The sequence below is a fragment of the Bacillus tianshenii genome (assembly GCA_020524525.2).
Taxonomy (GTDB): domain Bacteria; phylum Bacillota; class Bacilli; order Bacillales; family Bacillaceae_N; genus Bacillus_AV.
The window spans coordinates 838470-859536 of the sequence record CP129018.1; the positions used below are offsets into that span (position 1 = coordinate 838470).

A 21067-nucleotide genomic window follows, 5' to 3' on the forward strand; every position below is an offset into this window, starting at 1 on the left:
ACATATATAGATCGAAAAGGGGAGTGTAGACGATATGAAAGAATTAAATCCACCAAACCGATTACTAATGGGGCCTGGTCCGAGTAATGTATCTCCAGAGGTGCTGCGTGCCATGTCAACGCCGCTTCTTGGGCATCTTGACCCAGCATTTTTGGAAATTATGAATGAAACGATGGACCTTCTTCGCAAGGTGTATCAAACAGAGAATAAAGTAACACTTGCGATGTCAGGCACAGGAAGCTCTGGTATGGAAACATTGTTTGTCAACCTTGTTGAAGAAGGGGACAAAGTGATTATCGGAGTAAATGGATTGTTCGGTCAGCGCATGGTTGATGTAGCAGGCCGTTGTGGTGCAGAAGTGATTGAAGTTCATGCACCGTGGGGTGAAATTATCCCGCCTGAGAAGATCAAACAAGCACTTGAAGAAAATGAAGGTGTCAAGCTTGTTGGGGTTGTACATGCGGAAACATCTACAGGTGTCAAACAGCCGCTGAAAGAAATCAGTGAGATTGTGCATGCACATGACGCATTACTCATTGCCGATATGGTGACATCACTTGGCGGTTCTCCAACTGAAATTGATAAAATTGGTGTTGATGCGGCATACAGTGGTACACAAAAATGCTTAAGCATTCCACCTGGACTTGCTCCAGTTACGTTAAATGACAAGGCAGTTGAAGTCATTTCAAAGCGCAAGTCAAAAGTACAAAGCTGGTACTTAGACTTGTCAATGATCCAAAATTATTGGAACGATGAGCGTTTCTATCATCATACAGCACCGATTTCAATGGTCTATGCGTTACGTGAAGGCTTGCGCTCGATTGTGGATGAAGGTCTTGAAAATGTCTATGCCCGCCACGAGCGCTATGGTCAAGCCCTGCAGGCTGGTCTTGAAGCATTAGGCATGAAGCTTGTCGTTGAAAACGATGAGCACCGTCTTCGTCAGCTTACATCTGTGCACGTGCCGGAAGGATTAGACGAAGCGGCTGCACGAAAACAGCTTCTTGATGATTACGGCTTAGAAGTCGGCGGCGGTCTTGGTGAATTGAAAGGAAAAGCATGGCGCATCGGCTTGATGGGCTACAATGCAAGCTGGCGTAATGTTACTTTTGCGCTTGCTGCTATTGAAAATGTTTTCCGTCAAAACGGCCTTGACGTTCATCCAGGTGCAGGCATCTCTGCTGCAACATCTGCTATTCAAGATTACGCATTTTCATAAGAAGAAGCATCACCCGTTGGTTAACAGCGGGTGATTTTTTGTGTAGGAAAAAAGCGTCAATGTTTATTTCCAGCGTTTAGGTCATTTTGTTTTCGGAAATGTTATAGAGCAATAGCATATATTTGAGAAGGAGGCAAAATGATGACGAAGGAACAGCATTATCCGCACGGACAGCCGCGGCAGCATCAGAATAAGCAGCCTGGTGAAGAAGGGAAGATGACCCCGCCGCCGATTTCAGAAGACGCTGATTATAAGAGCGGGAACCGTCTGTTAAATAAAGTGGCACTTATCACAGGCGGTGACAGCGGCATTGGAAAGTCAGTAGCGATCCACTATGCAAAAGAGGGTGCAGATGTGGCGATTGTCTATTTAGAAGAAGATGATGACGCAAGAGCTACAAAAGCAGAGGTAGAGCAAGAAGGACGGAAATGTCTCTTAATCGAAGGCGATCTCCGTGATGAGCAATTTTGCAAGGATGCTGTGAAAGCAACGATGGATGCATTCGGAAAGCTTGATATTTTAATTAACAATGCGGCGGAACAGCATCCACAGCAAAACTTTGAAGACATTACAACCGAACAAATGGAAAAAACCTTCCAAACAAATGTTTTTTCCATCTTCTACATTACAAAAGCAGCCTTGCCTTTCTTAAAAGAAGGAAGCTCCATTATTAATACATCCTCCATTACGGCATACCAGGGGAACCCGATGTTGATTGACTATTCATCAACGAAAGGGGCGATTGTAGCCCTCACTCGTTCCTTATCGATTAACCTCGCTTCAAAAGGCATTCGTGTGAACTCAGTCGCGCCCGGACCAATTTGGACGCCGTTAATTCCATCGACATTCCCAGCAGATAAGGTGGAACAATTCGGTACCGATACACCGATGGGTCGCCCGGGTCAGCCTGAGGAGCTCGCGCCAAGCTACGTCTTTCTCGGTTCAGATGAATCGTCTTATATTTCAGGACAAACGATTCACGTTAACGGCGGTACTGTTGTCAACGGGTAAACGAAGAGAGTTGATGTTAGAACACCTAACATCAACTCTCTTTTTATAGGCAAAATTCTTTACCTTATTATCAAATTAAAGTAATATGAAAGAGAACATATGGTTGGATTGGTGATTAGAGGTTAATCATTACCCGAATTATGCTAAAATAGAGAAAAGTAAAGCTGGAAAGCTGTTTGTTTTCGTAGAGGAGGTTTTGAAGATGGACCCGTTAGATATTCTAACAAACAAAGAACATATTCTTCCATATTTCCAACCCATTTTTAGTGCAGATGAGCATCGTGTTGCAGGTTATGAAGTGCTTGGACGTATTCAAGATGGGGATCATATACGCAGCCTGGGGCCATTTTTTCATGATGAATCGATTCCAGAAGAATACCGCTTAGAGATTGATGATCTCGTTTTACATATGGCGCTTGACCGTTTGCTTGAAGATGAGGATAACAGCTTAATCGTCTTTATTAACCGAGATGCAAATTTATTGATGCCTGACAGAGGGGAATCACTGCTTAGCATCCTGCTTTCCTATCGTGAGCGTGGCTTGTCGTTGAACCGCGTTGTGATTGAAGTGAGCGAGCATGACTTTACAGGCGATATCGAAACATTGAATCATTTATTTACATACTTTCGTACATATGGCATTCAGCTTGCGGTTGATAATGTCGGGAAAGATGGCAGTAATCTTGACAGGCTGCGGTTATTACAGCCGGATATTTTTAAGGTCGATTTGCGCATGCTAAAGAAAACGAGTGATGCCCGTACTTATCAAGATGTGCTGTACTCGTTGTCGATGCTGGCTCGAAAAATTGGTGCGGCATTGATGTATGAAGATATTGAAGCAGAATTTCAGCTGCAATATGCGTGGCGACACGGCGGGCGGTATTACCAAGGCTATTATTTAGGTGAGCCTGGCCCTGATTTTATTGAAGCAACCTGTCAGCAAACAGAAATCCGCCAAAGCTTTGATCGGTTTATTAGCCGTGAAAAGAATAAGCTGCAAGCACAATATATAGTCGCAAATCAATTTGCGGAAAAACTACAGCCTGTCTGTGCTAAATTTAAAACACGGGACTTCGATGGGTTGATTGAACAAGCGGCTAAAGTTCTTCACAGTGAGTCATTTCGCATTTATATTTGTGACGAGCACGGCTTTCAGCAATCATCGAATATTTTTAAGCGTGATGGTGAGTGGCAGCTTCAGCCTGATTATCTCCAAAAGAATTGGAGCTGGCGTCCGTACTTTTTGGAAAACATTGTGCGCATGAATTTTGAAAAGCGCGGCATCTTATCCGATGTCTACAGTGATATCGAAACAGGCGAAACGATTCGGACATATTCGTATCCATTAGAAGGCAATTATTACCTCTTTATTGATATCGCATATGATTTCTTATTTGAACGGGATGAATTGTTGTAAGTGAAGCGCGTCTTATTTGTATAAGCTTGTGCATTTTGAGGGAAGGTATGCATAGAAAGAGCTTAACGCAAATGAGGTGAACAGATGAGTCAATTTGTGTATGCACTGCTGGCTTTGATTTTCATTACATCACTTATTTCACTCGTTTACACGTACCAAATCGGAAAACAAATGGAGAAGGCGAACAGTGAATATGATAAGGAAGTGAACACAAGCGTCCGCGCCCATCATATTCTACGCAACCCTGTTTTTCTCTCTTATATCATAGCGAGTGTGCTGATTATCTTCTATCTAATGTACTTAATCATGCGCGGTCCTGTCTAAGCACGAAGCTTCATCCATATGGGTGGGGCTTTTTTTATTAGTAAATTAAGCCAAGATACATTTCCGAAACAGGATGCATAGGATATTTTTAGAAATCCTTGAAGGGAATGAGTTTGAATGTATGATGTTTCGAATATGTATCCTAACCCCTATTACGTTAATGTCCCTGCCTACATGCCGCGAAATGATGCTTCCGTTCTTGATGTGATCAATGCTGGGATAAGTGGAGAAGCGGCGGTTGTTGATTTGTATCGTCGGTTAGAAGAGGCCGCGCCGAACGAGGAGCATAAACGCCATATTCGTCATGCGTTGAAAAAAGAAAATGGGCATTTGCAGCAATTGACTGAACTGTATCACACACTAACTGGAAAAGAGCCTGAATATGCGTTTGAGCCTATTGGCTACCATACTTACAGAGAGGGCTTGCAAAGAGCTTTTGAAACAGAAATGCAAGCGTATGAACAGCATCGTCAAGCATACTACCTTACACAATCTTCACCATTTCAAGATTTATTTTTCAGAACATGTCAGAGCAAATCGAAGCATGTGAAGCGGTTTTATTCATTATTATCACAAGGGCAAGCGAGAGTGGATTATGGGTCCCAGCCATATGTCGTCGATATTGAGGAAGCAACAAAGCAAAACGATACATTCCGAACAGCACTATGGACAGGGGAGCATCTGCAGGTAACATTAATGAGCATTGATGTTGGAGAAGATATCGGTTTAGAAATACACCCTACAGTCGATCAATTTTTACGTATTGAAGAAGGGCAAGGGTTGGTTAAGATGGGGGACCGGATGGACCAGCTAACGTTTGAGAAAGAAGTCTTTGATGATGATGCGATTATGGTGCCTGCTGGTAAATGGCATAATCTCATTAACACTGGAGAAGAGCCTCTTAAGTTATACACCATCTATGCACCGCCAGAACATCCATTTGGTACGGTTCATGAAACGAAAGCAGACGCTCTGGAGGCTGAATAAAGACATCAAAAAAAGTTGCTACTTTTGGGGTAGCAACTTTTTGAGTTAATTACGAATCAAGTAATCAAATGCGCCAAGAGCGGCAGTTGCACCTGATCCCATTGAAATAATAATTTGGTTATAGGCACTATCCGTACAATCTCCGGCAGCAAATACGCCAGGGATGCTTGTCATTCCATACTTATCAACGACAATTTCACCGAAGCGTGATTGTTCGACTGTATCTTTTAACCACTCGGTATTTGGAAGAAGGCCGATTTGAACAAATACACCTTGTAGTTCAATATGGTTTTCTTCTTCTGTTTCACGGTCGATGTACGTAATGCCATTGACATTGTCTGTACCTGTAATTTCTTTCGTTTGCGCATTCGTAATAACTTTTACGTTTGGAAGGCTATGTAGACGTTCCTGTAAGACGTCATCTGCTTTTAGCTCTGAGTTGAATTCAAGAACGGTAACATGCTTGACGATACCTGCGAGGTCAATTGCGGCTTCAACACCAGAGTTTCCGCCTCCAATAACAGCTACGTCTTTGCCTTCAAACAATGGTCCGTCACAGTGAGGGCAGTATGCGACCCCTTTGTTCTTGAGCTCTTCTTCACCAGGTACACCGATGTTGCGCCAACGAGCACCAGTTGAAATGATAACACTCTTACTCTTTAAGACTGCGCCGCTTTCAAGCTCAACCTCAAACAGATCCTTCTTTTCTAAACGGCTTGCACGCTGTAAATTCATAATGTCAACGTTATAATCTTTGACATGCTCTTCTAAACTAGCAGCAAGCTTAGGTCCTTCTGTTTTTGGCACACTAATAAAGTTTTCAATGCTCATCGTATCTAATACTTGGCCACCGAAGCGCTCGGCGACAATGCCGGTACGAATGCCTTTACGCGCGGCATAGATCGCTGCACTTGAACCAGCAGGACCTCCTCCGACAACGAGTACGTCATAAGGCTCTTTATTAGATAGCTCTTCAATATCTGGACCTGAACCAAGCTTAGCAAGAAGTTCTTCAAGCGAAATGCGTCCGCCATTGAAGAATTCTCCATTTAAGTATACAGCAGGAACAGCCATCACATTTTTGCTTTCAACTTCTTCTCGATAAGCAGCGCCATCAATCATCGTGTGTGTAATGTTAGGGTTAAGAACACTCATCATGTTTAGCGCTTGCACAACGTCAGGGCAGTTGTGGCAGCTTAAGCTCACATATGTTTCAAAGTGATACTCGCCACTAATGTTTTTCACTTGGTCAATCACACTTTGATCAACCTTTGGAGGTCTGCCGCTTACTTGTAGCAGTGCTAACACTAATGAAGTGAATTCGTGTCCTAACGGGATACCAGCAAAGATGACACCAGTATCTTCTCCAACACGGTTTACACTAAAGCTAGGCGTTCTCTTTAACTCTGCTTTTTCGACACTGATTTTAGATGACATAGAAGCTAGCTCTTCTACAAGAGCTAGCATGTCATCGGAAATTTTATCTGTACCTGCACTAACCTTAAGAACGATATCGTCTTCGATTAGTTCAAGGTATTGGTTTAATTGTGCTTTGATTTCTTGATCAAGCATTGGCTAATGCACTCCTTAGATTTTTCCGACTAGGTCGATGCTTGGCTTAAGCGTTTCGCTTCCTTCTTTCCATTTTGCAGGGCAAACTTCGCCTGGGTTATTGCGCACATATTGTGCTGCTTTGATTTTGTCAGCAAGTGTGCTTGCGTCACGGCCAATTCCTTCTGCGTGAACTTCAGCAACTTGGATCTCGCCATCTGGGTCGATAACGAACGTACCGCGGTCAGCAAGTCCTTGCTCTTCGCGTAGCACTTCGAAGTTAGTAGCGAGTTTTAATGAAGGGTCGCCAATCATTGTATAAGTAATTTTGCCGATTTTTTCTGAAGTTTCATGCCATGCTTTGTGTGTGAAGTGAGTATCTGTAGAAGCAGAGTAAACCTCAACACCCAATTTCTTCAAGTTGCCATATTCGTTTTGAAGGTCTTCAAGCTCTGTTGGGCATACGAAAGTAAAGTCTGCTGGATAGAAGCAAAGAACGGTCCATTGACCTTTAAAGTTTTCCTCAGTTACTTCGACGAATTCTCCGTTTTTGAATGCATTTGCTTTGAATGGTTTTACTTTAGTTCCGATTACAGACATGTTTCATATTCCTCCTAAATTAATATAGATTTAAATTATTATTGCCAGTGAAAATGATTCCCAAACAATAATAATTTTAATTACATAATCATTATTATATATAGGCGTGGGGATGTCAAGAGAAAACAGTTCATTAATAAGTACTTTTGCATCGTTTTCTTTATCTATGCACGAAAAGCTGCAAATATAGACAAACACGTGCATGTTGCTTGGCAAGTAGTTGTGTTTATTTTCCATCTATAATTGTAGCATGATTAGTTGCTTTTTGCTTTTCATATAGCTTTATCGATGTGTGTAAGGCTTTTTTCGTATTTTCATCCGACTAGCTCATCTTTACAGCCAGTTTACGTGCAGTCATTAATTGTATGTTACGGTCGAGAAAGAATCAGGGGGTGAAAAAAATGTTTTTTTACAAAGAATATGAATTTATGCACGGGACAACGTCATATATATAGATAAAGTGTCTAAATGTGCAAGTATTTTACGAACGAATTTTCTATTTTTGCATATGTTATACTGTTAAAATTTAATGTATACAATCTAACAACATATGCACTAGTAACCATTATTATGAAAAAGGGGAGAGCATCTATGTTTTTTACTTGTAAAAAGTGCTGCACAGTTATGAGGGAAACGTTGATTTGTACCGTTTGCGGAAATGAAGAAAATGTCGTGCCGATTAACATTCAATTGCAAGGCAATGTGATTACGTATCCGACACCAGAGCAACGACCAGATTAATTCATTGAAAGTGGGGGAGTAGATGAAGAGATTCGGATTTGTCATGGTGGGGGTGCTTATTCTGCTGAGCTTTCAGCCTGTTATACACGGGTTAACCTCAAATATGCAAACAGAAGAAGAGGTCTATCAGTTTTTGCAACAGGCGATGGAAGCGCAAAACAGTCTTCACGATGAATACCGGGCGAAGGAAGATGTTGCTCAACTGCTCGAGCCATATTTTACGAGTGAATTTGCAGATTTATTTATGGAACGGCATGTTTTTGAATTTGACCAAGGCTGGATTGCACTCGGAACAGATGTGATGGATTATTATATTCCGAACTTTGATTATGGCGATCAAACGGTTATGCGACAGAACGAAGAAGAGGTTCTCGTCTATCACTTTGTTCGGGCAGAGTCATTTGGCCCCGTAACATGGCCTGACCATTACGAGTCCATTACGTTGCAAAAAGGAGAAGATGGCTTGAAGGTTATGACGTATGAGATTACAAAAGAAGAGCCGACACTATAAGAAAAGCGATGGTTTTTGAATGAAACCACCGCTTTTTTTCGTTATTAAATGTCTTATGCTTGTCGCCCCTGAACGAGCCGCCTCCGCATTTCTTTTGTCCAGCTGCGAAAGGCAGGCTGCGCGAGTTGCTTCACCTTTCCACTCCGAAAGCAAAGGACGGCTTTCTCTGTGGAAAGCTTCCAGCAATCGGACAGCCTAACCGCCTTTCTCCGCTTTTCTTCATCCCTTCAGTATTTGTTCGAGTCGCTCGAGGTTTAGTCCTTTTATTACTTTTCCGCTGACGACGACTGTTGGGGTTGCGTGCGAGTGATATTGCTCAATCATCTTCTTGCGTCCGTCTGGGTTTTTTACAATGTCGATTTCTTCGTACAGGATATGTTCAAAGGACAGGTACTCTTTCACGATCTTACTTGCAGAGCAAGCAGGGTGTGTAAAGACTGTCACGCGTTTGTATGTCATAAAGCCACCTCTTTAACTCCCAATTCCTTCTTTCAATATAGCATGGTTTTAAATGGAATTAGGTAGAAAGCAACAACTTGGAGGGAATGCCTTATTTTTTCTTCTTCTTTTTCATGATGTAATCTGCAAGCCCCATTGCACAGACGTCCATATCAAGGCGGAGCACTTGATATTCTGGGTGGTCATCAGGTACGCCTTTGCTGCGGAGGTACGAAGTGATTTTTTCGCTTAAATGGTTGTGGGCGATTTCATGCATTTTAGCAAAATCATCTGACTCAGCACCAGCAACTTCAGCTGCTTCGACAAAAGTAGGCAGCCATTCACGCACTTGACGGTACACCTCTTGTGGCTCATCACTAACACTAAAATGCCCAAAATAAATACGGTCCACCCCTAGTGCTTCAATGCGTGCTAGGCTGTTTAGCATTGCATCTGGGTCAAACTGGTTCGGTGATGTGGACGGTAAATATAAATGAATCCCGTCTTTTTTCAGCTTCGGATATTGCAAGCCGATTGTATCACCTGTGAAGATTCCGTTGCTTTTTGAATCATGAATACTGAAGTGGTGCTTCGCATGACCAGGTGTATCGTAGAAAGTGAGCGTGCGCTCACCAATTGGCAATACGTCGCCATCGTTTTTAACAACAAGACGGTCTTCCGGGATTGGAACAATCGGGTCAAATAACTTATCAAATTGATCGCCATATACGGCCCGAGCGCCTGCGATTAACTTCGACGGATCGGCTAGGTGACGTTCGCCGCGAGGGTGGACAACGACCTTTGCGTTTGGACATTTTTCAAGTAATAAGCCAGCACCACCAGCATGGTCAAGGTGGATATGTGTAACGATAATCCAGCGCACATCTTCAAGCTTTAAGTTCAAATCCTCAAGCCCTTGAATAATATACGGAACAGATGGGCTAGCGGATGTTTCAACAAGTGTCAACTCTTCATCTTGAATGACATATGTACCAGTACGGCCATCCGTACCTAAATCAAAATCATCAATTAAGGAAATATCATAATCTAAACTAACAGGTGCAATCGCTTTCATGTTTTCTCCCAACTCCTCATCTATTGTCTCTTTCATGGTTTTATTGTAGAGGATTGGCTGTTTGCTGTAAAGAAATTGATAGAATATTAAGAAAAACGGAAGGGAAAGGGAGCTTTTGAACAGAAAAAGGCGTGTGGAGAGAAGGCCTGCTAAAGCCGCCGCAGTGGAATGACACTTCGCTTTCCGGCGGGTTCCCCGTGAGCCTCCTCGGCACGCCTGCGGGATCTCACTTAGGTCACGGTTCCCGCAGGAGTCTACGTGTCATTCCACTGCTAGTATTGTTCTTTTTCTAATATCTTATAAATCAGCGATTCATCACCTCTAAAAGGATGATTGAATCGCTTATTTTATAGTCCGATTTTCAGTGGTCTGGTGAAGGTTACGCCTTTTTCTGTTTTGCTTTAATGCAATATTTCATTAATTTGAATCGTGCGGGATTCTTTCAAGTTAATAAATGCGCCGTTGCTTGTCTTTACAATCGGACGGTCTGGCTCATATGGCGGGATATAAACAATCTCACCGACATTCCCATTACTTAAGCGTACCTTTTTATTTGTAAAACCAGCATACATGTAGTTTACGAATGTCGACACAATCCGTGGATTGAATTTCTTTTCAGCCATGCCTTTTTGGAGTTCTTGTAAGGCAAAATACGGTGACTGCTTTGTACTGTAATAACGGTCTGAACAAATCGCGTCGAATGTATCGGCTACACCGACAATTTGAGAGAATAGGGAAATGTTTTCTTCTTGTAAATGGTTTGGGTAGCCTGAACCGTCAAGCCGTTCGTGATGTGTGAGGGCGACATCCAAAATTCGTTCATCAAGAAGTGGAATGTCCTTAAGAATTTCATAGCCTAATTCGGTATGTCTTTGCATATGGAGATATTCTTGCTTCGTAAGCCGGCCTGGTTTGGTGAGAATGTTGTGGTCGATTTTGATTTTACCGATATCATGAAGTAAGCCCGCCTGACCTAAAATCATTAAATCTTCTGTCTTAAAATCTAATAAATGACCGATCATGCTAGAAATGACACTAACATTTAAACTATGACGGCACGTATAATCATCATAGCCGTGTAAGCAATGAAGGGAGAAGAGCGTCTCAGGGTGCTTTAAGCTGTACTCGATCGCAGGCTTAATTTCATAGATCAACTCATGAACTGCATCGGAGGAATTGTGATCTGTTAAACAATTAAACATATATTTAACATCATTTAAGAGTCCAACATACACTTCCTTAAATTCCTCATCATCCCAATTGTCCGTAATTTGGTTAATCAGTTTTTGCGAAACTTTTTTCTCTTCACCTTCAATGTAAATCGCTTTTATCTCATTTTTTAAGAGGTAGTTAATATCTTTTGCACACAAACGATGACCGCTTGGGAAGAGGATTTTGCCTGTAGTTAGATTGTATGTGTCCACAATATCTTCGGCCAGCACTTCGTTAATTAATGTATAAGATAGCGGTTTCTTAATCATCTAGTACACTACCTTTCTTTTAACAATAATGTTAAGTTATGTAAATATATGTATATGTTTAGTCTAGCATAAAAATTGTTGTTTACAACATATTCCCAATTAGTAATAAATAAACAGGAAAATACTCATGGGAAAATAATCATAGTAAAATAGGCTTCACGAAACTAATATCATTAGTTATAATACTAATGATATTAGTTTAGGAGGAAAGCAGTATGCGTGTTGAACATAATGAGATGCTTTATCAGCTATCTTTTATGCCGTCTTTGTTTCCGGTCAATTGTTACCTTGTGGAAGAAGAGAAAGAGCTTACATTAATTGATGCGGCTCTTCCTTATAGTGATAAGATGATTTTGCAGACAGCCAAACAAATAGGAAAGCCGATAACGCGTATTGTCTTAACGCACGCTCATGAAGACCATGTCGGTGCGTTAGATCGGTTGAAAGAAGCCCTTCCCAATGCAGAGGTATTCATTTCAAGCCGGGATGCGAAAATTTTACGAGGTGATGTTTCCTTGGAGCCAACCGAACCACAGGTGAAAATACGCGGTGGTGTTCCAAAGAAAATTCGCACAACTCCTAATCAAATGATCGTTGATGGGATGCAGGTTGGCTCACTGCAAGCGGTCGCAGCTCCGGGGCATACGCCTGGTTCTATGGCGTTTTTCGATACACGCACTCATGCTTTAGTCGCAGGAGATGCATTTCAGACACGGGGAGGAGTGGCGGTGGCAGGAACATTGAAGTCGTTTTTTCCATTTCCAGCCATGGCCACGTGGCATAAAGAAACAGCCCTTGAAAGTGCAAGAAAGTTAAGTAGATTGAATCCATCTTTACTTGCTGTTGGGCATGGACGGATGCTGAAGGACCCTGCATATGCAATTAAGAAAGCTATTACTGAAGCAGAGCAAGCAATTGAAAGAAGGGGAAACGATGAGGCAAGGAATTAATAAACAAACCGTGCTTGAAACAGCCGGACAAATAGCAGATACAGAAGGGTTTCACAATGTCACACTAGCCTCTGTTGCAAAAGCATTAAACATTAAAACACCTTCATTATATAACCATGTAAAAGGATTACCAGGGTTAAAAAAAGATTTCGCCTGCTATTCGATTCGCAAATTAAAAGAAGCCATGAGTGAAGCTGCAATCGGCAGAACAAGTGAGGAAGCGTTGTATGCAATTGGGCAGGCATATGTCGGATTTGTACGACAGCACCCTGGGCTGTATGAAGCAACATTAGCTGCCCCAGACCCGTTAGATGAAGAAGTACGGACTGCTGGAAATGAAATTGTTACATTGCTGCTTCGCGTCCTTGAACCATATAAGCTAGAAGAGAAGGTGGCTCTGCATACGGTCCGTGGGCTGCGAAGTATCGTACACGGCTTTGCGTCTTTAGAGCTTAAGCAAGGCTTTAACATGGACTTAGATACGGATGAAACATTGAAGCATTTGTTAGAAACATATTTAGCTGGGTTGAAACAAAGCTGATTTCTAGGGTTTCCTTAGAATCAGCTTTGTTTGCTGTCCAGTGTTAAAGGTTTTTCTTAAACACGTAGCTCACTTTATCGTAATCCATTTTTTCTTCGTAAAAGCGGTGAGCGTCTGTTCGCTGCAATCCGGATGACAGGGCAACAGCACCGAGGCCTTGTTCAGCTGCCCACGTATGGAGGTAAGCTAACAGTTTTTCGCCATAGCCTTTTGAGCGAACATGTTGGTCGGTTACTAAATCATAGACCCAAAGGTGGCGCTCATAATACAAGTTTGCTAGCGGAATAACGCCTGCTAACACGACAAGTTTTTCGTCAATATAGCCGCCAAACATACGGTATCCCTGTCTTTTCATATCTGCAAGAAGGTCCAGATAGACGTCTTTTGTTAGTTGAGGGCGAAGCTGATTCATTAATGGGAAGGCGGTCTTCATTTGTTCATCAGTTGTTAACTCATTGATTTTCATTTTTAAGCTCCTTTTTGTAAGAAAATACAATTAAATTATAAAGCGAAAGAGCTTATATTACTATAAGAAAAAGACGTGACTCCATTGGAATCACGTCTTTTTGACATTTATGCTTTCTTAACAGTCATTTCGTTATCAACAAGCTCTGCTTTCAAGCTTGTTACAGCTTCTTCGTCTAGAAGCACGTCGGCAATTTTATCTTCGATTTGTTCTTGGATAACACGGCGGAGCGGGCGGGCACCGAATGCTGGGTGGTAGCCTTGTGTTGCGATTTCCGCCTTCACTTCATCTGTAAATGTGATCTCGATGCCTTGCTCAGCAAGCTGCTCTTTCACATCTTGAAGTAGCAGCTCCACAATTTCGATAAGGTGTTCTTCTTTCAGCTGATTGAATTCGATTATACCGTCAAAGCGGTTTAAGAATTCAGGCTTGAAGAACGAACCGAGTGTTTCAAGAATGCTGCTTTCTTGCTCGAAATCATTCTTCGTAAAGCCGACTGTTTTCTTCTTCTCTGTTACACCTGCGTTGCTTGTCATAATAATCACAGTGTCTTTAAAGCTTACTGTGCGTCCTTGGCTGTCTGTTAAACGGCCATCCTCAAGAATTTGCAGGAACATATGCTGCACATCAGGGTGTGCTTTTTCAATTTCATCAAGCAGGATGATGCTGTATGGCTTGCGGCGAACTTGTTCAGTTAACTGGCCTGCTTCATCGTGACCGACATATCCTGGCGGTGAACCGATTAACTTAGACACCGCGTGTTTTTCCATGTACTCACTCATATCAAGGCGAACCATTGCTTCTTTGTCACCGAACAGCTCTTGAGCAAGTGATTTAGAAAGCTCGGTTTTCCCGACACCAGTTGGGCCGACGAATAGGAAGGAGCCGATTGGTCGATTCTTTTGTTTCAAGCCGGCGCGACTGCGGCGTACAGCTTTTGTTACCTTTTGTACGGCTTCTTCTTGACCAATAACTTTCGCATTCAGGCGTTTGTCTAAGTCTTTCATTTTTGCTTGTTCGTCTTTTTGCAGTTTGCGGACAGGGATACCTGTTTTCGTTTCAACAATGTGTTGAATGTCTTCCACTGCTACTTCGCCAATCACTTCATTTGTTTCTTTTGAAAGCTTCTCTTCTAGGTGAATTTCTTCTTTGCGAAGCTCTGCTGCGCGCTCATATTGCTCTGCGTTGGCAGCTTTTTCTTTTTCCTGCGCAATTTCATCTAAGCGGGCGCGAATGGACTCATCGCTTGAACCGCCGGCAAGTAAGTTTTTCTTCGAACCTGCTTCATCCATTAAATCAATTGCTTTGTCTGGAAGGAAGCGGTCTTGAATGTAGCGGTGTGACAGCTTCGCACACGCTTCAATCGCTTCATCACTAAATCTGATTTCATGGAATTTCTCGTACTTCTCTTGCAGTCCTTTCAGAATGGCAATTGTTTCTTTAACAGTCGGCTCATCCACCATTACAGGCTGGAAGCGACGTTCGAGTGCGGCGTCTTTTTCAATATCACGGTACTCTTTCAATGTTGTTGCACCGAGTACTTGAAGCTCACCGCGGGCGAGGGCAGGTTTTAAAATGTTTCCTGCATCCATTGAGCCTTGAGCAGAGCCGGCACCGACAATTTGGTGGATTTCGTCAATGAAAAGGATGACGTTTTTGCGTTGTTGAAGCTCGCTGATTAATTGCTTCATACGCTCTTCAAACTGGCCGCGAATGCCTGTATCTGAAACAAGTGACGCGACATCTAATAAGTAGACTTCTTTATTTAGAAGCTTTGTCGGTACATCGCCTTCACTAATTTTAAGCGCTAGTCCTTCAGCAATTGCTGTTTTCCCGACACCAGGCTCCCCGATAAGCACAGGGTTGTTTTTGTTACGGCGATTTAAAATTTCTGTTACACGGTCGATTTCTTCATCGCGGCCGATAACAGGGTCGATTAAGCCTGCTTTTGCAGCATCTGATAGGTTACGGCCAAATTGGTCAAGGAAACCGCCGCCTTTTCCGCCGTGTTGTGTTTGGTGCTGTGAAGCTTGTTCCATTCCTTGCGGCGAGCCTGCACCTTTGCCGAAGAAATCATCAAATGAACCATAGCCACCGAATCCATCAAACCCGCTTGCAAGCGGGTTTTGACCATGTGGAGTGTGTAGTTCATTTTCTATATCGTGATAACACGTACTGCAGAGATGCATTTGTTTCTTTTGACCATTTATGTTGAGACGAAGTTGAACATTTGCTTGCTTTTGATGACAGTTTTGACATTTCATATGTCATAACCCCCTTCATTAATGAGTCAAGTCTGTTTATTGTTTGACTTTGACTATCTTTGACTTTCTGACTTTATTATACTTTGACCTTCTTTGACTTTCAAGAGTTTTGCTTAAAAAAATATTTAAGTGTGAGTATGAGAATAGGAAAGAGTAAGGGGGGATGCAAGTATGATGCTTACAGCAATCGGAAAGAATATGGGCAAGGAGGGAGTACAGATGATACCAGAAACGATTTGTCCGAAATGTAAGGAAGTTGTCCCGTTAGATGAAACATTGACTGCGCAATCCAACCAAAATGTCATTTATACGTGTCCACGCTGCGAGTATACGGTTCGGAACATTGAAACAAGTAAAGGCTGAAAATGTCGTGATGAAATGATTGACAGGCATCACCTTTCCCCTTATGATAAGAGTATCAACTACATAGTACGCGTAAAAAGGGGAGTAGCGACCGCATTCATTGCGGTTAATGAATCGTCATTTCAGCGGGACGTCCTGCTCGGTTCATTAAGCCTCTTATGTCGATAGAAGAGTACGCAAGACCTTTTACGCGGTAACCTTTTAAGGAGGGTTTGCCGTGTAAAAAGGTTTTGCGTTTTTATTTTGTTCAAAAAGTGTATAGGTTTAAGAAGGACAAAAGGGGAGAGTTGAGAAATGATTTTTGTTTACTTTTTATTATCAGCCGCGCTTGTTGTTTATGCAGCGGTCAAGCTTAATCAATATGGCGATGTCATTAGTCAAAAATCTTCCTTAACAGGAATGATGGTCGGAACGTTCCTGCTTGCGGGGGCGACGTCATTACCGGAATTAACGACAAGCTTAACAGCGGTTTATATTGATAATCCAGATATTGCGGTTGGAAATATGCTTGGCAGTAATGTTTTTAATCTATTAATCTTAGCGGTTTTTGATTTTCTTTACCGCCGTAATAAAATGTTTGAACGTGTATCTCTGGACCATCGCTACACAGCGGGTCTTGGAATTATTCTCTTTCTTGTAATCGCTGTATCCTTAGTGATGCCAAACCCTATCAGTATCTTTCATGTTGGGATTGATATGCTTGTTATTGTCGGGTTATATGTCATTGGGACGCGCTGGATTTCGAAACGGTCGGGTGAGCAGGCAGCTCAAGAAGCAGAATCAGAAGCGCCTGTTTCGAATCTATCATTAAAGCATGCAACAATCGGGTTTGCGATTGCCGCGCTTGTTACGTTTGCAGCCGGCAGTGCGCTTACGATTACAGGGGATAAAATTGCAGTCGCAACAGGAATGAATGCAAGCTTTGTCGGAAGCTTCTTAATTGCGGCGACAACATCGCTTCCAGAGCTTGTAACCGTGTATGTTGCATTCCGTATAGCGAATTATGAGATGGCGATCGGCTCGATTCTTGGCAGTAATCTCTTTAACTTGCAGCTTCTTGCGCTTACTGATGTGCTCTACCGAAAGAGCGCGATTACAACGGCGGCATCTGCTTCTCATTTGTTAACAGCAATGCTTGGTATGTTCATGGGGGTTGTTGTTCTCTATTCCTTGTTCCGAAAAGAAGTGTCAGGAACTTGGCGCTACGCTTTGCCGTCCCTTATCACTGCAGCAGTCTATCTTATAACTTCATATGTTATGTTTTAATCAAAAAATGGCGCTCCAGATTTGGAAGCGTCATTTTTTTATGAGATAAGAAGGATTTGTGATTAGTTGGAACATTTCCCAAGGAAAGCCGTATATGATAGTAAGAGGGGGTAAGATGGGCGGATTACGTCCCACTAAAGAAAGAATTTGGAAACATTTTACCCTATAAGTTTCCAAACCAGCATGATAAAATATCTGTTGTGGAGGGATACATGATGAAGAGAACTGAGGCATTAGGATTGACAAACGAACAGAAATCGTTGCTAGTGAAAGTGCTTTTCGACCAGGAGTATGCTCTAGAAGTCGTTAGCTGTCAGATTAATGACATTGAAAGAGGAGAAAAAGAGGCAGACGAAGACACGGTAAAAGAGCTAAATAAGCTCTACGACCAATTAGCTGTTGTTTGTGAATAATCATATCATAGGTTGAGTGAACGCATACTTACTGCATCTCTATTTTTCTGAATTGCGTTTATTTTTCGCCTGCTCTTGAATAAAACTCCTGCAGCCCAATATGCAGGAGTTTTTACTGCTAGTGGAGGTATTTCTCTTGTTGCTTACTACATTATTCGAAGGGCTGTTTCGATTATGGCGGTTAAATAAGTACATCCTTTTTAGAAACTATGTTAAAATAAATAATGGCGCAGGAAGCAAGCGCATACATAATGAATAAAGGCATTTAAATTGCATGACTGGAGTGCATGTACACAGAGTGCTCCAGCAAGTGAATAGCTTAAACGGTTTTTGTGGTGGACACAACAAACCATGATGAAGGGAAGTATGAATGATGTACAGTCTGCAACGAGATTTGTTGTTTGATGTAACCCTCGAAGATCTAATTATTACATCTGATAAAGTTGCCCACGTGCAAATTGGCAACCTTCTTGAGCATGCGTTGCTTGTTCTTATAAAATCAGGCTACACAGCCGTACCAGTCCTCGACCCTTCCTACCGCCTTCAAGGCATCATCAGTAAAAATATCATCTTAGACTCTATGCTTGGTGTGGAACGAATTGAAACGGAAAAGCTTGGTGAGTATCAAGTCGAAGAAGTAATGGATACGACGATTCCACGGTTGTCGCTTGGTCATTCTTTCATTAAAGCATTCGGGTTAACGATTAATCATCCATTTGTTTGTGTAGAAGATGAGAATGGACTTTTCGCAGGGATTATTACACGCAGGGCAATTTTGAAATTAATGATTCGCCATCTTAATTATGAGTAAGCAAAGCTGTTGACCGGTTTGGTCGGCAGCTTTTAACGTTTTGAATTTAACGAGTGAAGGTGTGATTTGTGTGAGCGGGAAAGAGACGAAACGACCGCTTGTGTTGGCTGCGATTATGATTGCGATGTTTATGTCAGCAATTGAGGCGACAATCGTTTCCACGGCAATGCCGAATATTGTTTCTGAACTTGGCGGTTTTTCGAAGTATAGTTGGGTATTTTCAGCGTATTTATTAATGAACATGGCCACAACGCTTATCTATGGAAAGCTGTCGGATTTATATGGACGTAAGCCGGTGTTCGTTATCGGTGTCATTATCTTTCTAATTGGTTCGATTCTTTGTGGCTTTGCGACTTCAATGGACATGTTAATTGGCTTCCGCTTTCTGCAAGGTCTCGGCGCAGGTGCAGTAATGCCGATCGCTACTACGATCGTCGGAGACATGTACTCAAAGGAAGAACGCGCTCAAATACAAGGCTATTTATCTAGTGTTTGGGGCATTTCAGCTGTGTTAGGTCCTGCGCTTGGCGGCTTTTTCGTTGAGGTGCTAACGTGGAAATATGTATTTTGGATGAATATCCCGATTGGTATTTTAGCGATTATCGGGGTGAGTTCATTTTTGCATGAAGATGTGGAGAAGAAGAAGCATCAGATTGATTACTTTGGTTCCGTTTACCTTGTTATTGCGATGAGTGCGCTTATGTTCGTGCTTGTTGAAGGCGGGGTGCATTTGGCGTGGACGTCAACCACAATGCTTCTCTTAATCGGTACGTTTATTGTCGGACTGCTGTTATTTATTTTTCAAGAACGGCGAGCTGAAGAGCCGATGATGCCGTTTCATATATGGAAGGAACGCGCCATTACGATTGCAAACTTAGCCTCATTAACGACAGGTATGATTTTAATCGGAGTATCCAGCTTTCTTCCTGCCTTTGTGCAGGGTGTGATGGAACGAAGCGCTGCGGTTGCTGGTTTTACGCTGACGACCATGTCGATCGGCTGGCCGATTGCTGCAACAGTTGCAGGACGGCTGCTTCTTAAGATTGGCTACCGAAAAACCTCTGCTTTTGGCGGTGTCTCCTTAATTATCGGGGCGATCTTTTTCTTAACACTTTCACCAGAAAAGGGACCTGTATGGGGAGCAATTGGTTCCTTCTTCACAGGAGTTGGCATGGGGCTGACGACGACTTCGTTTATCGTTTCCATCCAAAGCACGGTAAGCTGGAAGATGCGCGGGATTGCGACTGCTTCGAATATGTTTATGCGAAACTTAGGAAGTGCGCTCGGCGCTGCTTTACTTGGCGGTATTTTAAACAGTCGGCTGCAGGCGTATATAAACGAACAAGGTGTTGAAAAAGAGTTAGACATTAACAGTGCCAATGCATTATTAAATGCCGAGCAGCGCGCTGAAATGGGAGACAAGCTAAGAGGCGTGCTTCAAGACGGGTTAACGGTTTCACTGCATAGTGTCTATTGGGGCGTGTTTATCTTTGCGGTCATTAGCTTTCTGCTCGTCCTCTTCATGCCTGTAACGGAAAAAACTGAAGAACAAGAGGGATAACTTGAAAAGAAGTGACTCCTTTCGACAACTGCTGAGTATTTTCATCAGCAGTTTCTTTTTTTTCGTGAAAGAGTGTGGTACGATAAGGCAAACTTATCATTAGGCGTTTCTATACGCCATCCAACATAAGCAGATATGATGAAGGAGGAAGATGAATGGTTTCTTCCGAGTTTCGTATACTCGTTATTTTATCGGAGGAAATGAATATGCGTAAGGCTGCTGAACGATTATACGTTTCACAGCCTGCACTTAGCCAGCGCTTACAATCAATTGAAAAGTCGTGGGGGACGAAGATTTTCCTGCGCTCACAGCGTGGTTTAACCGTTACACCTGCAGGGGAGCAGGTTATTCAATTTGCGAAAGATATTGTAAGCCGAGAAGAACAAGTGAAAGAGAAAATTTCTTCACTCGATTCAGCTGTGCACGGGACATTAAAGCTTGCGGTTGCTTCAATTATCGGGCAATATTGGCTCCCGAAGGTATTGAAGGAATTCGTAAAGCTATATCCGCATGTTCGTATTTCTCTTGTTACAGGCTGGAGCAGTGAAATGCTTCGTCATATGTATGAAGACCATGTGCACCTTGGTATTATTCGCGGTCGTCCGGAATGGAAGGGAAAGAAGCAGCATCTCTTGTCGGACAACTTGTATTTAGTTGATACCGAAATTCAAAGCTTAGAAGAAGTGAAGGAAACGAAAAAGCCATACATTCTGTTCCGCAGTGATTCCACTTACTACCAAGAAATCCAAGATTGGTGGCATCGACAGATTAAAACAACGCCTAAGCGCACTATTGTCGTCGACCAAATCGAAACATGCAAGCAGATGGTACTCAATGGAATTGGCTATGCGATCTTACCAGGTCTAACGGTGACGGAGAATGATCAAGATATCTACCGCATTCCGATTTACGGAGAAAACGGCGAGCAAATGAAGCGTGATACATGGCTTCTCGGCTATGATTCGGTCTTTGAATTGAAGCAGGTTCGGGCATTTCTCGACCTGATTCAACAAGATTCTGACTAATTGAAAGCTCATGCTTGTCAGCGTTAGAGGCTTTTGATACAGTAAAGGAAAG

At 42.5% G+C, this 21067-nt stretch carries 22 protein-coding genes; 15 read left to right on the forward strand and 7 right to left on the reverse strand.

The window, feature by feature from the left end; translation table 11 throughout:
* Positions 1 to 34 precede the first annotated feature (34 nt).
* The 5 genes from LC040_04155 to LC040_04175 all read left to right on the forward strand — a co-directional run bounded on the left by LC040_04155 (position 35) and on the right by LC040_04175 (position 4958).
* Positions 35 to 1219 (forward strand): alanine--glyoxylate aminotransferase family protein, encoded by a 1185-nt coding sequence (locus LC040_04155; GenBank protein WLR52112.1) that lies wholly within the window; start codon positions 35 to 37, stop codon positions 1217 to 1219.
* 138 nt (positions 1220 to 1357) lie between these two features.
* Positions 1358 to 2230, forward strand: coding sequence for an SDR family oxidoreductase (locus tag LC040_04160; GenBank protein ID WLR52113.1), 873 nt, complete (start codon positions 1358 to 1360; stop codon positions 2228 to 2230).
* A 202-nt stretch (positions 2231 to 2432) separates the two neighbouring features.
* Positions 2433 to 3647 (forward strand): EAL-associated domain-containing protein, encoded by a 1215-nt coding sequence (locus tag LC040_04165; GenBank protein ID WLR52114.1) that lies wholly within the window; start codon positions 2433 to 2435, stop codon positions 3645 to 3647.
* Positions 3648 to 3731: 84 nt separating this feature from the next.
* Positions 3732 to 3971, forward strand: a complete 240-nt coding sequence (locus LC040_04170) for a hypothetical protein (protein ID WLR52115.1) — start codon at positions 3732 to 3734, stop codon at positions 3969 to 3971.
* A gap of 117 nt (positions 3972 to 4088) precedes the next feature.
* Positions 4089 to 4958 carry a cupin domain-containing protein gene (locus LC040_04175; GenBank protein WLR52116.1) on the forward strand — a complete coding sequence of 290 codons (870 nt, stop codon included), beginning with the start codon at positions 4089 to 4091 and terminating at the stop codon, positions 4956 to 4958.
* 45 nt (positions 4959 to 5003) lie between these two features.
* On the opposite strand, the gene ahpF is transcribed toward LC040_04175, so the two are convergent.
* Together ahpF and ahpC are read right to left on the reverse strand one after the other, a co-directional pair.
* Positions 5004 to 6530 (reverse strand): alkyl hydroperoxide reductase subunit F, encoded by a 1527-nt coding sequence (gene ahpF / locus LC040_04180; protein ID WLR52117.1) that lies wholly within the window; start codon positions 6528 to 6530, stop codon positions 5004 to 5006.
* A gap of 15 nt (positions 6531 to 6545) precedes the next feature.
* Positions 6546 to 7109: an alkyl hydroperoxide reductase subunit C gene (gene ahpC / locus LC040_04185; protein WLR52118.1), complete on the reverse strand. Its 564-nt coding sequence runs from the start codon at positions 7107 to 7109 to the stop codon at positions 6546 to 6548.
* A 591-nt stretch (positions 7110 to 7700) separates the two neighbouring features.
* Between ahpC and LC040_04190 the strand changes: the two genes are divergently transcribed.
* Positions 7701 to 7850: a hypothetical protein gene (locus LC040_04190; protein ID WLR52119.1), complete on the forward strand. Its 150-nt coding sequence runs from the start codon at positions 7701 to 7703 to the stop codon at positions 7848 to 7850.
* 22 nt (positions 7851 to 7872) lie between these two features.
* The gene (locus tag LC040_04195; protein WLR52120.1) at positions 7873 to 8361 is read left to right on the forward strand and encodes a DUF3993 domain-containing protein; all 489 of its coding nucleotides are present in this window, start codon (positions 7873 to 7875) and stop codon (positions 8359 to 8361) included.
* Positions 8362 to 8580: 219 nt separating this feature from the next.
* Here LC040_04195 and LC040_04200 read toward each other — a convergent pair whose 3' ends face one another.
* The 3 genes from LC040_04200 to LC040_04210 form a co-directional block, all read right to left on the reverse strand.
* Complete coding sequence (locus tag LC040_04200; GenBank protein WLR52121.1) at positions 8581 to 8820, reverse strand: glutaredoxin family protein; 240 nt, start codon at positions 8818 to 8820, stop codon at positions 8581 to 8583.
* Positions 8821 to 8911: 91 nt separating this feature from the next.
* A complete protein-coding gene (locus tag LC040_04205; GenBank protein WLR52122.1) occupies positions 8912 to 9874 on the reverse strand; it encodes an MBL fold metallo-hydrolase in 963 nt (320 codons plus the stop codon).
* A gap of 401 nt (positions 9875 to 10275) precedes the next feature.
* Complete coding sequence (locus tag LC040_04210; GenBank protein ID WLR52123.1) at positions 10276 to 11355, reverse strand: HD-GYP domain-containing protein; 1080 nt, start codon at positions 11353 to 11355, stop codon at positions 10276 to 10278.
* 215 nt (positions 11356 to 11570) lie between these two features.
* Between LC040_04210 and LC040_04215 the strand changes: the two genes are divergently transcribed.
* Positions 11571 to 12305, forward strand: coding sequence for an MBL fold metallo-hydrolase (locus LC040_04215; protein ID WLR52124.1), 735 nt, complete (start codon positions 11571 to 11573; stop codon positions 12303 to 12305).
* Positions 12289 to 12846 (forward strand): TetR-like C-terminal domain-containing protein, encoded by a 558-nt coding sequence (locus LC040_04220; GenBank protein ID WLR52125.1) that lies wholly within the window; start codon positions 12289 to 12291, stop codon positions 12844 to 12846. Before LC040_04215 ends, LC040_04220 begins: the two co-directional genes overlap by 17 nt.
* A 43-nt stretch (positions 12847 to 12889) precedes the next feature.
* On the opposite strand, the gene LC040_04225 is transcribed toward LC040_04220, so the two are convergent.
* Complete coding sequence (locus LC040_04225) at positions 12890 to 13312, reverse strand: GNAT family N-acetyltransferase (protein ID WLR52126.1); 423 nt, start codon at positions 13310 to 13312, stop codon at positions 12890 to 12892.
* 107 nt (positions 13313 to 13419) lie between these two features.
* The gene (locus LC040_04230) at positions 13420 to 15576 is read right to left on the reverse strand and encodes an AAA family ATPase (protein WLR52127.1); all 2157 of its coding nucleotides are present in this window, start codon (positions 15574 to 15576) and stop codon (positions 13420 to 13422) included.
* Between the two features lie 171 nt (positions 15577 to 15747).
* Here LC040_04230 and LC040_04235 point away from each other — a divergent pair, with 171 nt between their 5' ends.
* From LC040_04235 to LC040_04260, 6 genes are all read left to right on the forward strand, one after another.
* Positions 15748 to 15939: a hypothetical protein gene (locus tag LC040_04235; protein WLR53358.1), complete on the forward strand. Its 192-nt coding sequence runs from the start codon at positions 15748 to 15750 to the stop codon at positions 15937 to 15939.
* A gap of 294 nt (positions 15940 to 16233) precedes the next feature.
* Positions 16234 to 17205 (forward strand): sodium:calcium antiporter, encoded by a 972-nt coding sequence (locus tag LC040_04240; protein ID WLR52128.1) that lies wholly within the window; start codon positions 16234 to 16236, stop codon positions 17203 to 17205.
* Positions 17206 to 17417: 212 nt separating this feature from the next.
* Positions 17418 to 17618: an antirepressor AbbA gene (gene abbA / locus LC040_04245; protein WLR52129.1), complete on the forward strand. Its 201-nt coding sequence runs from the start codon at positions 17418 to 17420 to the stop codon at positions 17616 to 17618.
* 373 nt (positions 17619 to 17991) lie between these two features.
* Positions 17992 to 18429, forward strand: coding sequence for a cyclic-di-AMP-binding protein CbpB (gene cbpB, locus LC040_04250; protein ID WLR53189.1), 438 nt, complete (start codon positions 17992 to 17994; stop codon positions 18427 to 18429).
* A 115-nt stretch (positions 18430 to 18544) separates the two neighbouring features.
* Positions 18545 to 19990 (forward strand): MDR family MFS transporter, encoded by a 1446-nt coding sequence (locus LC040_04255; GenBank protein ID WLR53190.1) that lies wholly within the window; start codon positions 18545 to 18547, stop codon positions 19988 to 19990.
* A 155-nt stretch (positions 19991 to 20145) separates the two neighbouring features.
* Complete coding sequence (locus tag LC040_04260; protein ID WLR52130.1) at positions 20146 to 21015, forward strand: LysR family transcriptional regulator; 870 nt, start codon at positions 20146 to 20148, stop codon at positions 21013 to 21015.
* Positions 21016 to 21067 lie beyond the last annotated feature (52 nt).